Genomic DNA, 14,283 nt, shown 5'->3' with positions numbered 1-14,283 from the left:
CAGTAATTCAGGCGGCCGCGGCGAGGTCGTCGAGGTCGCGGCGCAACGCACCCTCGACCGTACGCGCGGCCAGCCCGCCGAAGACCAGCGCGAGGAACCGCCCGGCCGGGGCGGTCGGCGCGCCGTCCTGCACCACGGTGACCATGGTCGCGCCGCGGTGCCGTCCCTCGACGACCGGCTCGAACGTGTAGGTCATCCGGTAGTCGGCACCGATCCCCGGGGACGCCACCACGAACCGTTCCGGAGCCACGCACTCGCCCACCCGGAACTCTTCGGTGACCTCATCGCCGTCGGCCATCGTGCGGGTCTCCCGCCACACCGTCCCGGCGGCGAACGCGCCGGAGGTCAGCATCTCGACGCGGGTGACCGTGGACAGCCACTCGCAACGCTGGGGCAGGTTGGTGAAGACCCGCCACACGTCGACGACCGGCGCCTCGACCAGCCGTGTCACTGCGACCGTGGACATTGCGTGACCTCCCGCGTACACGGTACGGGGAGTCGCCTCCCAAAAACAGACAGTTCCGGCGACGTGGCGTCCGGCGTCGCTCAGACCTCGGTGCCGCCGTTGATGAGACCCAGGCGGATCAGCTCGGTCAGCGGCTCCAGCACGTTGCCCGCGCCGAAGCCCACCCACAGCGGCCGGGCGTCCTCCCACCGCGCCCGGGCGGGCTCGACGAGCGGCAGGGGATGCGTCGCCGCCAGCACCTCGGCGACGTCCGCCACCTCGCCGCCGTCGACGGCGAGCGCGGAGGCGACGAGCACGTTGAGGAAGCCGTGATGGGTGAAGCCGGTCTCCGGGTCGGTGTGCCGCAGCGCGTGCCGCAACCCGGCGGCCAGCTTGAACGGCAGCTCCCGGTCGCGGCACGCGCAGATCACCGCGGCCAGCTCCACCGGGGTCGGGAACAACTCGGCCGCCAGCCCCCCGACCCGGAACTTCGGGCAGATCGCCACCCCGTCGGCGCGCGCGGCGGCGACGGTGTCGAGGGCGGCGAGCAGGCCCCAGCTCAGCGGGATCTCGGCGTACACCCGCAGGCCTTGCTCCCGGATGGCGAGGTCGCGCAGCGCATCGAGGCCGGGCCGGGGATCCTCACCGCGCCGCGCCACGAGTGCCTCGGCCTGCGCCACCACGGCGCCGGCGGCGCGCAGCTTGCCGATGGCGACGGGCAGGGCGGCGATCGCCGCGTCGTTGACCACGGCCACCGGCAGCCCGCGCGGCGACACTTCGAGATCTACCAACGACGCGGGTACGAGCAGAGCGCCGACCAGCGGGGAGTACCAGGCGGCACGGTGCTTGCGATGAGCCGCCAGCGACTCGGTGACACCACCCATGGCCGGCGGCAGCATGGACGCATCGTCCACGAGCCCGGCGAAAAGGGGTGGCACCTGGGTCAACACGAACTGAACCTAATGGACTCCGCGAGAGCCGGACAACACCGCCCGCCCAGAAGGCGGGGAACCCCCGTGGCTCCCCGCCTCCCGTGTCCTACGCGCACCTCGACCTACTCGGACCGTGCCCATCTCGCCCGGCTGACCTACTCCCTCGCGGAGCCGGGCGGAGTGCCTCGTGTCCACTCGGGACCTCTTCGCTTCGGCCGTTCCGTCACGGGCAACCTGCCGTCACGCTAGGTCAGTAAAATTGATTAATCAATAGGCACCCGTCAAGCCGTAGGGTATTGACTTCCATCGAGGGGCGGACCTACGGTCCAGCCAATTGTTAACCCATTTTCCAATTCGAGGAGGAGCCTGGTGACACGCCTGGCGGGATCGTCCAAGCTGCTGCGCGCCATGAACGCGAGCGCGGCACTGGCCCACCTGCTGGAGGTGGGCGAACTCACCCGCGCCGACCTACGCCGGCTGACCCAGCTCTCCACCCCGACCATCTCCGAGGTGCTGCGCAGGCTCACCGACGCCGGGCTGGTCTCGGTCGTCGGCTACCACAGCGGGCGCCCGGGCCCGAACGCGGAAATCTATGCCGTCGACCCCGACGCAGCGTACGCCGCCGCGCTGTCCGTCCGCGACATCGGCGCCAGCGGGGGCCCGTCGGTCGTCGCCGCCCTCTGCGACCTCACCGGCGAGGTCCGCGCCCGGATCGAACGGCAGGTCGACTTCCTTCGTGCCGATCCCCGTACCGCCCTGGTGGAGGCGATAGCCGACCTGCATGCCGAGGCCGGCGTCCCCGCCGACAAGATCCACCACGTCCAGCTCGCCGTCGCCGGGTCGTACGACGCCCGCGCCGAGACCATCCGCCACGTCGACGTGCCCGGCTTCGCCCGCCCGGGCCTGGTGCCGGAGACGGCCGCGGCGCTGGGCACCCGCGTCGGGGTCGACAACGACGTCAACCTCGCCGCGGTCGCCGAGCGCCGCCGCGGCGTCGCCCAGGAGGCCGACGGCTTCGCGCTGCTCTGGCTCGGCCAGGAGGGCCTCGGTCTGGCCATCGACATCGGCGGCACCCTGATCCGCGGCGCCCGAGGCGGCGCCGGCGAGATCGGCTACATGCCGCTGTACGCCCCCGGCTCCATCCACCGCAAGGTCGACCTGCAAGACCTGGTCGGCGGCGCCGCGATCATGGCCCTCGGCCAGGACCACGGCATACCGGGCCGAACCCCCCTCGACATCGTCACCACCGCCGCGACCACCCCGGGCCGGTCCGGAGAATTCATCACCCAACTGGCCGACCGGATCGCCGTCGGCCTCGCCGCGGTCATCGCCGTACTCGATCCCTCGCTCGTGGTGCTCGCCGGCCCCATCGCCCGGGCCGGCGGCGAAACCCTGCTCGCCGCCGTCCGGGACGCGGTCCACCGGGCCGCCCCGCTGGAGAGCACCATCGCCGTCACCACGATCGCCGACGACGCGGTCCTGCTCGGCGCCCTCGACGCCGGCCTCACCGCGGTGCGCGAGTCTCTGATCGCCGCCATCCGCGACAACCAGACCTGAAACGCTCTCGCCGGTCAGGCGCGCCGGGTGAGCACCGCGAGTTCCGCGACCGCGGCCACCGCCATGGCCGCGATGAGGGGAATCGGGCCGCCGACCAGGGCATGGGCCACCAGAAGGACGGGTGCCAGCGCAGTCGCACAGGTGGCGAGGGCGAGCTTGCGGGAGGACCGTCCGAGCACCACGCCGATCGGCTCCGGGCGGAGCTCCCGAGACAGCCACACCGTCACCCCGAGCAGGATGACCACCCCCATCACGCCCGCCCACATCCGGGCGACGCCGGAACTGGCCAGGTTCATGACGGCACTGACCACGGCCGCGACCACCACGGCGTTGGCGCCGAGCAGGATCGCCCGCCGGATCGCCTCCGCCGTGGCCTGGGAACGGTCCAGCACCGGACCGACCGGCAGGCTGATCTCCGGAGAATCGAACCCAGGGCCGGGCCACTGTCCCGCCGAGCCGGGCCCCTTCCCCACCGAACCGGGCCCTTTCTCAGTCGAGCCCGGCGCCTGGCCCTCGAGGCCGCGCTCCTGGGGTGAGGAACCGAGGGCCCGGTCGCCCGAACCGGCTTGAGCTGTCGGACCGGGTTGAGCTGTCGGTCCGGGATCCTGAACTGACGGGTCGGACGGGGCTGCCACGCCGGGACCCTGAGATGCCGCGCCGGGAGGCTGGGCCGACGGGTCGGGTGGCGGCGGCAGTGTCGCCTCGTCGGCCAGTTGTTCCAGCGCGGCCGCCCAGCGACGCCGTTCCAGGCGGACGATCCCGACCTGGCGCTGGGCGTCACCGAGCCCCGCGTCCAGGTCCAGGGCCTCGCTGTATCCCCGCTGCGCGAGGTCGAACAGGCGCAGGCGGGCGGCGACCACGGCGAGGACGAGGTGCGCCTCGGCCTCCCGCGGGGCCAACCGCACGCCGTTCCAGGCGGCGTTGAGCGCCTCCTGGCCGTTGCGCGACTCGCTGAGCAGTGCGGCACCCGTACGTTGCGCGAACGCGTCGCCCGGCCAGCGAGCGAGGATCTCGGTGGCCGTGTGGGCGGCCTCGGCATACCGGCGGTCGTCGGTCAGCGCCATGGCCCGGACCACGAGCGGTTCGATCGTGCCGGGCGAAGCCGCGGCCGCCCGGTCCGCCGCGGCCAGCGCCGCCACCGCCTGCCCGGCGGCCACATGCAGCCGGGCAAGGGTGATCAACAGCCCGGGATCATCGGGCGCCGACGCGAGGCCGGCCGCGATCTCGCCCGCCGCCTCGTCGTAACGGCCCAGGTCGGCGAAGAGCAAGGCTCTCTGCCGGTATTCCTCAGGCGTCGTCTCGGGCTCGGACTGGGAGGTGGGCTCGCTCGACACCCATCGAGCGTAGGTCGTCTAGTGCGTGATCACCTTGCGCGGGGTGACCCGGCAGACCACCCGCACCACCTCGGGCGCGTCGAACGTCCACGGCCGGTCGTCGTACTTGAGGCTCAGCTCGTTGATCAGCTCCGGGCCGCCCTCCTCGTCGAGCGTCACGGCGCCCTCCACGGTGAAGGAGAAATACGGCTGCGCCGGGTCATACGCACACACCGACACGCGCGGATCCCGCTCCATGTTCCGGGTCTTCCTCCGCCCTCGCACGGTGGAGAAGATCAGGTCGTCGCCGTCCCGCTTGATCCAGATCACGGTCGATTGCGGACTGCCGTCGGAATTGATCGTGGTGACGACGGCGAATGTGGGACCGTCGATCAACTTACGAACATTATCGGGCAACGAGATCGTCATGCTCCGATCATGCCGCACCCGCCGGACCACGCCGAGGCGAACATCACCGCCACCACCGGGTCTGCCCCCCATGGATCCGCCCCCATAGACCCGCCCGCATGGACCGGCCCGCATGAGCCCGCCCCTATAGACCCGCCCACATGAGCCCGCCCGCAGCGGAACGAACTCCATCTCCGCCGACAGCCTGGTCCGAGGTGCCGGAGTGCGTGGAGCAGCGCGGTGGGCGCGGTCAGAGTGCGTGGAGCAGCACGGTGGGCGCGGTCAGAGTGCGCGCAGCAGCGCGGTGGCGATGGCCGCGAGCCCCTCGCCACGGCCGGTCAGCCCGAGCCCGTCGGTGGTGGTGCCGGAGACGGTGACCGGGGCGCCGACCGCCTCGGAGAGCACCCGCTGGGCCTCGTCACGGCGCTTGCCGACCTTCGGTTTGGCGCCGATGACCTGGATCGCCACGTTGCCGATCTCGTAGCCGTGCTCCCGGACCCGGCGCGCGGTCTCGCTGAGCAGGTCCACACCCGGCGCGCCGGCCCAGCGCGGCTCGGAGGTGCCGAAGTTGCTCCCGAGATCGCCGAGCCCAGCGGCGCTGAACATGGCGTCGCAGGCGGCGTGCGCGGCGACGTCGGCGTCGGAGTGGCCGGCCAGGCCGGGCTCGCCGGGCCACATCAGGCCCGCGACCCAGCACACCCGGGCGGGGTCGAAGGCGTGCACGTCCGTACCGATGCCGATGCGCTGGTCCACGCCGTCAGGCTACGCGGAGCAGCGCCTCGGCGATCACGAGGTCCAGCGGCCGGGTGATCTTCATGGCCAGATCGGAGCCCGGTACGCAGACGACCGGCGTCCCCGCCTTCTCCACCATCCCGGCATCATCGGTGTGGCTGACCCGCCCGCCACCGCCGGCGCCGCCGTCCGGACCAGCGTCGTCAGCACGAGCAGCCAGACCAGCGTCAGCACGACCGGTCGGACCAGCGCCCTCTGCACGAGCGGCCGGACCAGCGTCGTCAGCACGAGCGGCCGGACCAGCGTCGTCGGCACGACCGGCCGGAGGAGCGTCGCCGGGGTGTGTGAGCGGCCCGAGCCCGTGCGCCGCGGCGAGGACGGCGTGCCGGAAGCCCTGCGGGGTCTGCACGCTGCGCAGGACCGAGCGGTCGACCGTGCCGAGAACGGTCTCGCCCGGGCCGATCTCCTTGATCGTGTCGACGACCGGGAGCACCGGGATCACCGCGGGATGCCCGGACCGTACGGCCGCAGCCACCGATTCGACCAGGTCGGGTGGGGTCAGGGCGCGGGCCGCGTCGTGCACGAGGACGATCTCGGTCTCGGCCGGCACCGCGGCGAGCATCGCGGCGACCGAGTCCTGGCGTTCGGCGCCGCCCGGCACGACCACGACCGGGGCGATCGGCTCGAGCAGCACACGGACGGCATCGACCTCGGCGGCCGGAGCGGCGACGACGATCATGCGTACCGAGGGGGCGGACGCGACGCGGCGGACCGCGTGGACGAGGAGGGGTTCGCCGGCGAGCGGGCGGAGGGCCTTGGGCGCTCCCGGGCCGAGGCGGAGCCCCGAACCCGCCGCCGGAATGAGGACCGCGACGTCACCGCGAGCATTGAGCTGCGCGGTCACGTCGCGGTCCTCAGTTCGGAGATGGTGCTGTGGAGAGGTGGTGGGAAAACGTCAGGCCTCGGTGAGCACCTTGTCGAGGAGGACTTCCGCCTCGTCCTTGGTGCTCTTCTCGGCGAGGGCCACCTCGCCGACGAGAATGTCGCGGGCCTTGGCGAGCATGCGCTTCTCCCCTGCCGAGAGACCACGCTCGCGCTCGCGACGCCAGAGGTCACGAACAACCTCGGCAACCTTGAGCGGGTTGCCGGAGGCGAGCTTCTCGAGATTGGCCTTGTAACGCCGCGACCAGTTGGTCGGCTCCTCGGTGTGCGGTGCGCGGAGGACGTCGAAGACCTTGCCCAGGCCTTCCTCGCCGACCACTTCGCGCACGCCGACGATCTCGGCGTTCTCAGCGGGCACGCGGACCGTCAGGTCGCCCTGGGCGACCCGCAGGACGAGGTACTGCTTCTCCACGCCCTTGATCGTTCTAGTCTCGATTGCCTCGATGAGTGCGGCCCCGTGGTGGGGGTAAACAACGGTCTCGCCGACACTGAAAACCATAGGTTCGAAACCCCTTTCGCTGTGTCTAGGGTAACACGCTCAGGCAGCGATGTCCCACCCAGACGGTGACTGTTAGTGCAGCTCAGGGGCCCTGTGAGCCGTCTTTCTACCGCTTGACATGCGGGCGAAGAACTGCCTCAGTCACCCAGCGTGATGACATCGTGACCACCGGATCCAGCGAGTCGGATATTCCGGACCTGGAGTCTTTGTGAGGTCAAGCTTATCGCTAGCGACCGGAACGTCCCACCACTGGCGGTGCGGGCCCCGAGTGGGGGAGGCTGGGTGCACGGTCCCCGCAGCACGTGAGACTCTGCGGCAGAGGGGAGGGTGAGCCATGGGCAGTTTGAGCGACAACGGCGGCGGCTGGGCGGGCGACGGCGGCTCCCCCGACGGCCTGCCCGGCCTTCCCGAGGAGTGGGGCGTCATCGTCGTCCCGGACGACCTCTCCGAGCTTTCCGACGAGGTCACGGCCGTCCAGGAGGAGCTGCACCGGTCCCGGAGACGCACCCCGTGGCAGCGGTTCGTCGACCGTCCGGGCGTCCGGGTGCTGCGCCGGCTCGGCCCGGCGGGCCTGCGTGCGCCGGTGCTCATCATCTCCATGGCGATCGTCGTGACGATCGCCAGCCTCTTCGCCTCCGCCTGGTCCGGGCCCTCCCGTTCCCCAGCGACCCAACGCACGGCGAACACCACGGACGAGGGCCCGGAGACGCTTCCCGCCCTCGAGCTGATCGGTACGAACGGACAGCCGGTGCCGCTACGAGGCCAGCTCCCGGCGGTCATCCTGCTCACCGAGGGTTGCGACTGCGAGCAGCTCGTCGCGGAGACCATCGCGGCCGTGCAGGCCGGGATCACCGTCGTGACGGTCCACGGTCCGGCGCCGGCGGTGACCAAGCACACCCCGGCGACCAGCTCCACGCCCCAAGCCCAGGGCAAGAACGTGCGTGAGCTCCGCGATCCCACCGGCGGGCTACGGTCGGCCACCCACCTCAACCGCCCCGACGGCACGGCCGCGGTGCTACTGGTCGACCGCACCGGTGAAATCGTCCGGAAAGTCCCCCGAGCCGCCACGGTCGCCGTCTTCGAACCCGACCTGGCACGCCTCGCCACCCGCTAAGGGGAACCACCCGCCCGGAAGGAGGCCACCCGCCCGGAAGGAGGGCCACCCGCAGGGCGCGGGCAGCCGACCAGACGCCACTCTGATGTCACGCGTCGCCCTGACTGAGCAGAACCCCCTGCCGAGCGTCAGAGCCGGCTGAGCAAGACCCCGTAGAGAGTGAGGCCGGGACCGAAGGCCAACATCACCACGTGCCGCGGAGGCGTCCCCCTGCGGCGCAACTCCTCCAGCACCAGCAGGACCGTCGGCGACGAGCAGTTCCCGTACGCCGCCAGCACCCCGCGCGACGCCGCCAGGTCGTCGTCGGTCAGGCCGATCCGCTCCTGCACCACGTCGAGGATCCTCGGGCCGCCGGGGTGCACCGCCCAGCCGTCCACCTCGCCCACCGTCAGCCCGTTGCGGCCCAGCAGATCCTCGACCAGCGCCCGTACGTGCATCGACAGCACGTCCGGGACCTGTGCCGACAGCCCCATGCGGAAGCCCATGTCGGTGACGTCCCAGGTCATGTGCCCGGCCGTGGTCGTGTCCGTGAGGGCGGTGACGTCCATGACCACGTACCCGCCGACGGCACCCGGCGAGAGAACGACGGCGGCCGCGGCGTCCGAGAAGAGCGCGTGCGAGACGATCTGCTGGATGTCCACCCGGTTGTCCGGCGGCTGCAGGTGCAGGCTCGTCAGCTCGGTGCAGAGCAGCAGCGCGGGCCGGCCGCGGGCCGCCACGAAGTCCGCCGCCGCGCCGAGGCCCGGCAGGGCCGCATAGCAGCCCATGTGCCCCACGAAGAGGCGTTGCAGCGCCGGGGACATGCCCATGTCGCGGGCGAGCAGGATGTCCAGGCCGGGCGTGGCGTAGCCCGTACAGGAGCAGACCGCGAACAGGCCGACCTCGTCGGCCGCGACGCCGGCGTCGGTGAGCGCGCGGCCGACCGCTTCCTTGCCCAGCGGCACCGCCTCCACCTGGTAGCGGCGCATGCGGCGCTCGGTGGACCAGTCCGACACGTCCTCCAGCAGCGGGCTGACCGCGGCCTGCCGGGTGCGGACCCCGGAGTTCGCGAAGATCCGCTGGGCCAGGCCGCGCCGGCCACCCGCCGCGTAGTGCCGAGCGAAGTACCCGTCCCAGAGCTCGTCCTGCACCGTCGAGGGCGGCAGTGCCACCCCCAGGCCGGCGATCACCGCCTGACCGCTTCTGTTCACTTGCGCCTCCCCAGGCCGACCCCGTTTGATACCCGCGCAGGCCATCACCAACGTGGGGCGGTTCCTTGCGAGTCCGGGTCTCCGCCCAGCGCCGCGACGCCGAGCCAGTCGGCGCAGACGTCCGAGGTCGCGGGCTGTAGGGAACCCGCTCGCGCGTCCCGGTAGAGGCGTTCCAGCGGATGGCCGCGGCGCATCGCGGACGTGCCGGCGGCCTCCAGCATCGAGGCGGCGACGTCGGCCGCGGTCGTACCCGCGACCAGCTTGGCCCGCCACACCCACCGGTTGGTCTCGGCGTCGCCGGGCGCCTCGTCGACCCTGCGGGCGGCCTCCATGACGGTCAGGTGGGCGGCCGCGACGGCGGCGTCGGCCCGGCCGATGCGCGCGCGTACCGCCGGCAGGTGCTCCAGCTTGCGGGCCTCGACGTGCTCGACGGCGGCGTCCACGGCCGCCCGGGCCACCCCGACGTAGACGGCCGCATAGCTGGCCACCATCCAGTGCGGAGCGAGCTGAGCGACGACGAGCGCGAGCCCCTCCACGCCGCCCAGCAGCGCCGTCTCGTCGACGACGACGTCGACGTGGACGTCGTGCGAGCCGGTCGCGCGCATACCGAGCGCGTCCCAGGTCGGCTCGATCGAGAGCCCGTCCCCGGCCGGCACCAGGAACTGCGAGACCTGCGACGGGTCGGCGGCGCTGCGGGCCGCGACCAGGTACGCGTCGGCGTGCCCCGCGCCCGAGCAGAAGGTCTTCGCGCCCTTGATGTGGAAGCCGTCGGCGGTCCGTTCGTAGCGGGTCGCCATCTCGGAGAGCCGGGAGCCCGCGCCGCGCTCGCTCATCGCCACGGCGTACCAGTTGCCCTCGGCGGCGGCGCGCAGATAGCTGTCCCGAGCCTCGAGGGCCTCCGGCGGTAGGCCCAGGGCGTCGGCGAGCTCGTCCGTCACGCCGCTGAGCGCGCCGGTGACCGAGGCGTGCATGTTGAAGACGAGAGCGGTGGCGCCGTTGCCGCGGGCCAGCTCGTACGCGACCGCCGCATAGTCGGCGAAGCCCGCGCCCATGCCGCCGAGGCGGGTCGGCACCATCAGGCCGAACAGCCCGGACCGGCGCAGGTCGGCGAAGTCCTCGACGGGAAAGGAACCGGTCCGGTCGTACTCGGTGGCCCGGGCCACGAACCGGGGTGCCAGTCGCCGAGCCTCGTCGGCGGTCACACCTGCACCTCCCCGCGCGAACCCTGTTTGCGGCCGATCCCCTGATAGAGCACCTGCGTGGAGCGGGTCGGCACCATCCGGCCCAGCCGACGCGGCGCGGTGCCGGTCGGCAGCGCCAGCCAGCGGATCAGGCCCGGAACGCTCGGCCGGACCCCACGGACCCGCAGTCGTACGCCGTGCTTGGCGCAGTGCATCGTCAGCTCTCCCGGGTCGACGAACAGCTCGGGATCGTGGATGCCCACCGGCGCGGCGCCGAACCGCTCGCCGAGTGTGATAGAGATCAATCGACCGAGCCGGGTGTCGTTGATCGTGTCCAGGACGAGCAGGCCGCCCGGACGTAGCACCCGGCACAGCTCCGCCACGGTGGCCGGCAGGTCGGGCACGTGCTCGAGGATCTCGCCCGCCACCACCACGTCCGCGGACTCGTCGGCCAGCGGCAGGGCGGCGACGTCGCCGGCGAGCACCGCCACGCCGCGGGACGCCGCCTGCTCCAGGCCCGAGCGCCGTAGGTCGACGCCGACATGGCGGTAGCCGAGGTGTTCCACGTGCGGGGCCAGCAGGCCGCCGCCGCAGCCGGCGTCCACCAGGACCGCGCCGGGCCGGGACGCGGCGGGCACGAGCGCCCCGCGCGCCGCCGCCAGCCAGTGCAGCAGCTCGAAGCCGCCGCCCGGGCGCCACCACTCGCCGGCGAGGTCGTCGTACTGGCGGGGGTCGTTGCGCGCGAGGCGGGACATGTGATCGAGCGTGGCACGTACGGAGCGCAACCACCACACTGCACTCATGGCCGATCTTGCCGCGCTCCTCAGGGCGTCCCACGCCGAACCGGGTGGCGCCGTCACGCTCGCCATGACCCTGCTCGCCGTCGGCGCCGGACATCGCGGGTGGGCGGTGGCCGGGGTCGCCGCGGCGATCGGCGCGACCCAGCTCTCGGTGGGATGGGTCAACGACTGGCTGGACGCGGACCGGGACCGGGCCACGGGACGCCGCGACAAGCCCGTGGTGTCGGGCGCGGTCTCCCGCCGTACGGTCGGCATCGCAGGGTTGATCGCTTCCCTGGCCATCCCGGTGCTGGGCCTGCCCTTCGGGCCCGCGGCGACGGCCTGCATCACGCTGGTCGGCGTCTTCGCGCTGCTCTACGACTGGCCGCTCAAGTCGACCCCTTTCTCGATCGTGCCGTACCTGGTGGCGTTCGGCCTGATGCCGGCCTTCGTGGTCCTGGCCCTGCCGGGTCACCCGTGGCCGCCGGCCTGGCTGGTCGCGGCGGGTGCGCTCCTCGGCGGCGGCGCGCACTTCGCCAACGTGCTGCCGGACCTGGCCGACGACGCCGCGACCGGCGTGGTGGGGCTGCCGCATCGCCTCGGCGCCGCCTGGTCGCAGGTCGCGGCCGGAGGACTGCTGCTGGCCGCGACGCTCACGCTGGTCTTCGGACCGCCCGGGCCGCCGTCGTGGCCGGGCATCGCGGCCGCCGCGGCCGCCGTCGTGGTCCTTCCGCTCGGTTGGTACGCGGGAAGGCGCGAACTCCGGCAAGGCGCTCGTCAGGTGGCCATGTTCCGCTCCGTCATCGTGGTGGCGCTGCTCGACGTCGCACTGCTGGTCTTCAGCGGAAATGTCGTCTGAGCCGGGCCCCGGGGCCGGATGGACGGGTCGGCGTACGCGCCGGATCTCGGCCCTCTAGGCTGATCGGCGGAGGATTCTCGATTATCTTGGAGGACTGTGATGCGCTCGCTGGGAACCCGCCGCGCCTTCCTGGCCACGGGTGTCGCCACGGTGGCCGCGATCGCGCTCACCGGCTGCAGCGCCGGTCAGGTCGCTGAGACCGCCCTCAAGAGGGCCTCCACTCCGGGCGTCAACATCGACAACTCCGACCGGACCGTCCTCATCCGCAACCTCTCGGTGCAGTATCCGGGCACCGCCGGCTACGCGGCGGGTGCGAACGCGCCGCTGGAGCTGGGCATCTACAACCAGACCAAGCAGCCCGTCACGGTGATGGTGAGCAGCCGGCCCAGCGACGACCAGGCGAACCGCAAGGACCTCGTCGCCGCCCGGCAGATGGGTCTCGTCGGCGGCGGCGCCGCGAAGCCGGCCGCGCCGTCCACCGCGATCCCGGAGCCGTCGGGCAGCCGCCCGCCGGCGGACGCGCACGAGGGCGAGCAGGTCCCGTCGGCGCACGCGAGCGCGCCGGCAGCCGGCCAGGCGCCCAGCACCGCACCGGCGGCGCCCGCCGCGGCGGCCCGCCCGGCGCGCATCGAGATCGGCCCGCTCGGTTCGGTGACCTTCCGGCCGGGCGACGCGGAGCAGCTCACCGCCCTCGGCCTCACCGGCAAGCTCATGCCGGGCAACGCGCTCAACCTGGTGTTCGAGTTCAGCAACGGCGCGCAGCCGCTCGTCGTCCAGGCTCCGATCAGCGTCCCGCTCACGCCTGCCTCCCGGGGACCGGCCGTCCCGGGCGAGCACGCCGAGAGTGAGGAGCAGGACAACACCCACGGATAGTCCGGGATTGTCATACGGTCGGGCTAGCGTGGCGCCTGTGACGACTTCCCGCACCCGTTCGGAACCGCGCCCGGCCTACCAGTGCGATGCGTGCGGCCACCAGCCGCCGAAGTGGCTGGGGCGCTGCCCGGAGTGCAACGAGTGGGGCTCGATCATCGAGTCCACGATGACCGGTCCGGTGGTATCGGGCCGGGTGGTCAGCTCGCGGCTGCCGTCCGAGCCGGCGCGTCCGATCGCGACGATCAGCGCCGCCCCCGCCAAGGCCGTGCCCAGCGGCGTCACGGAGCTGGACCGGGTGCTCGGCGGCGGCCTGGTGCCGGGGGCGGTGGTGCTGCTCGCGGGCGAGCCGGGGGTCGGCAAGTCCACCCTGCTGCTCGATGTGGCCCAGCAGTGGGCGGCGGGCGCCGGCACCCCCTCCCTCGTGGTCAGCGGCGAGGAGTCGGTCAGCCAGGTGCGGCTGCGCGCCGAGCGGCTCGGCGCCCTGCACGACCGGCTCTACCTCGCCTCGGAGAGCGATCTCGGCGCGGTGATCGGGCACCTCGACGCGGTCAAGCCCGGCTTGCTCATCATCGACTCGGTGCAGACGATCTCGGCGCCGGGCACCGAGGGCGTGCCCGGCGGTGTCACCCAGGTGCGCGCGGTCACGGCCGCCCTCGTCAGCGTCGCCAAGGAGCGGGGCGTCGCCACCGTCCTCGTCGGCCACGTCACCAAGGACGGCTCGGTCGCCGGTCCCCGCGTGCTGGAGCACCTCGTCGACGTCGTGCTGCACTTCGAGGGCGACAAACATTCGTCGCTGCGCCTGGTGCGCGGCGTGAAGAACCGCTTCGGCGCGGCCGACGAGGTGGGGTGCTTCGAGATGCACGAGAGCGGCATCGTCAGCCTCGCCGACCCCTCGGGGCTGTTCCTGACCCGATACAACGAGCCGGTGCCCGGCACCTGCGTCACGGTCGCGATGGAGGGCCGCCGGGCGATGGTGACCGAGGTGCAGGCGCTGATCGGGGCCCAGGTGCAGGGCTCGCCGCGGCGCACGGTCTCCGGCCTCGACAGCGCCCGGCTGGCCATGGTGCTGGCCGTGCTCCAGCGCAGGATGGAGAAGATCAAACTCCACGATCGCGAGGTCTTCGCCGCGACGGTCGGCGGCATCCGCGTCACCGAGCCGTCGGCCGACCTGGCGATGGCCCTGGCGGTGGCCTCCGGCGCGCTCAACCTGGCGATGGCACCGCATCTCGTCGCCATCGGCGAGGTCGGCCTGACCGGCGAGGTGCGGCGGGTCGGCGCGGTCGGTCGGCGGCTCGCCGAGGCGGCCCGGCTGGGCTTCCGTTTCGCGCTGGTCCCGCCCGGCTGCGGTCCCGGCGAGGGCGACAGCCCGCCCAAAGGAATGCGCGTCGTCGAGGTGGGCGACCTGCAGACGGCGGTGCAGTGGGCGGCCCGGGCGTCGGCGGAATGACGATCCCCGGGC

15 protein-coding genes are annotated in these 14,283 nt (G+C 72.7%); 5 read left to right on the top strand and 10 right to left on the bottom strand.

From position 1 onward, the window contains the following. Positions 1-7: 7 nt before the first annotated feature. Together EDD30_RS22090 and EDD30_RS22085 are read right to left on the bottom strand one after the other, a co-directional pair. Positions 8-466 carry an SRPBCC family protein gene (locus EDD30_RS22090; protein WP_071802748.1) on the bottom strand — a complete coding sequence of 153 codons (459 nt, stop codon included), beginning with the start codon at positions 464-466 and terminating at the stop codon, positions 8-10. An 80-nt stretch (positions 467-546) separates the two neighbouring features. Further along, a complete protein-coding gene (locus tag EDD30_RS22085; RefSeq protein WP_211277637.1) occupies positions 547-1,395 on the bottom strand; it encodes a hypothetical protein in 849 nt (282 codons plus the stop codon). Between the two features lie 351 nt (positions 1,396-1,746). On the opposite strand from EDD30_RS22085, the gene EDD30_RS22080 reads away from it, so the two are divergent. Continuing rightward, positions 1,747-2,934 carry an ROK family transcriptional regulator gene (locus tag EDD30_RS22080; RefSeq protein ID WP_071802749.1) on the top strand — a complete coding sequence of 396 codons (1,188 nt, stop codon included), beginning with the start codon at positions 1,747-1,749 and terminating at the stop codon, positions 2,932-2,934. A 14-nt stretch (positions 2,935-2,948) separates the two neighbouring features. Here EDD30_RS22080 and EDD30_RS22075 read toward each other — a convergent pair whose 3' ends face one another. From EDD30_RS22075 to EDD30_RS22050, 5 genes are all read right to left on the bottom strand, one after another. Further along, positions 2,949-4,268, bottom strand: coding sequence for a tetratricopeptide repeat protein (locus EDD30_RS22075; protein WP_071802750.1), 1,320 nt, complete (start codon positions 4,266-4,268; stop codon positions 2,949-2,951). A gap of 18 nt (positions 4,269-4,286) precedes the next feature. Next, a complete protein-coding gene (locus tag EDD30_RS22070) occupies positions 4,287-4,676 on the bottom strand; it encodes a PPOX class F420-dependent oxidoreductase (protein WP_071802751.1) in 390 nt (129 codons plus the stop codon). Positions 4,677-4,937: 261 nt separating this feature from the next. Further along, positions 4,938-5,408, bottom strand: a complete 471-nt coding sequence (ispF, locus tag EDD30_RS22065) for a 2-C-methyl-D-erythritol 2,4-cyclodiphosphate synthase (protein ID WP_071802752.1) — start codon at positions 5,406-5,408, stop codon at positions 4,938-4,940. 4 nt (positions 5,409-5,412) lie between these two features. Next, complete coding sequence (locus EDD30_RS40775) at positions 5,413-6,291, bottom strand: IspD/TarI family cytidylyltransferase (protein ID WP_084556033.1); 879 nt, start codon at positions 6,289-6,291, stop codon at positions 5,413-5,415. A 51-nt stretch (positions 6,292-6,342) separates the two neighbouring features. Further along, positions 6,343-6,828, bottom strand: a complete 486-nt coding sequence (locus tag EDD30_RS22050; protein ID WP_041832964.1) for a CarD family transcriptional regulator — start codon at positions 6,826-6,828, stop codon at positions 6,343-6,345. Positions 6,829-7,162: 334 nt separating this feature from the next. On the opposite strand from EDD30_RS22050, the gene EDD30_RS22045 reads away from it, so the two are divergent. Then, a complete protein-coding gene (locus EDD30_RS22045; protein WP_071802753.1) occupies positions 7,163-7,942 on the top strand; it encodes a hypothetical protein in 780 nt (259 codons plus the stop codon). A 128-nt stretch (positions 7,943-8,070) separates the two neighbouring features. Here the strand turns inward: EDD30_RS22045 and EDD30_RS22040 are convergent, their stop codons facing one another. The 3 genes from EDD30_RS22040 to EDD30_RS22030 are packed head-to-tail and all read right to left on the bottom strand — an operon-like array spanning position 8,071 to position 11,068. Further along, complete coding sequence (locus tag EDD30_RS22040; protein ID WP_084556034.1) at positions 8,071-9,177, bottom strand: type III polyketide synthase; 1,107 nt, start codon at positions 9,175-9,177, stop codon at positions 8,071-8,073. Then, entirely contained in the window at positions 9,177-10,334 is a 1,158-nt protein-coding gene (locus EDD30_RS22035) for an acyl-CoA dehydrogenase family protein (RefSeq protein WP_071802754.1), read from the bottom strand. Before EDD30_RS22035 ends, EDD30_RS22040 begins: the two co-directional genes overlap by 1 nt. After that, positions 10,331-11,068 (bottom strand): methyltransferase domain-containing protein, encoded by a 738-nt coding sequence (locus EDD30_RS22030; RefSeq protein WP_123678845.1) that lies wholly within the window; start codon positions 11,066-11,068, stop codon positions 10,331-10,333. The genes EDD30_RS22035 and EDD30_RS22030 overlap by 4 nt, the downstream gene beginning before the upstream one ends. Positions 11,069-11,114: 46 nt before the next feature. On the opposite strand from EDD30_RS22030, the gene EDD30_RS22025 reads away from it, so the two are divergent. The 3 genes from EDD30_RS22025 to radA all read left to right on the top strand — a co-directional run bounded on the left by EDD30_RS22025 (position 11,115) and on the right by radA (position 14,271). Beyond that, positions 11,115-11,951, top strand: a complete 837-nt coding sequence (locus EDD30_RS22025; RefSeq protein WP_071802836.1) for a UbiA family prenyltransferase — start codon at positions 11,115-11,117, stop codon at positions 11,949-11,951. A gap of 99 nt (positions 11,952-12,050) precedes the next feature. Then, positions 12,051-12,824 (top strand): hypothetical protein, encoded by a 774-nt coding sequence (locus EDD30_RS22020; protein WP_123678457.1) that lies wholly within the window; start codon positions 12,051-12,053, stop codon positions 12,822-12,824. A gap of 37 nt (positions 12,825-12,861) precedes the next feature. Next, positions 12,862-14,271, top strand: coding sequence for a DNA repair protein RadA (radA, locus tag EDD30_RS22015; protein WP_244945356.1), 1,410 nt, complete (start codon positions 12,862-12,864; stop codon positions 14,269-14,271). The last annotated feature ends 12 nt before the right edge of the window (positions 14,272-14,283 follow it).

It is taken from the genome of Couchioplanes caeruleus, from assembly GCF_003751945.1.
Classification (GTDB): domain Bacteria; phylum Actinomycetota; class Actinomycetes; order Mycobacteriales; family Micromonosporaceae; genus Actinoplanes; species Actinoplanes caeruleus.
The sequence above is the reverse complement of the archived record's forward strand: the minus strand, read 5'-3'. Positions and strand labels throughout refer to the sequence as shown.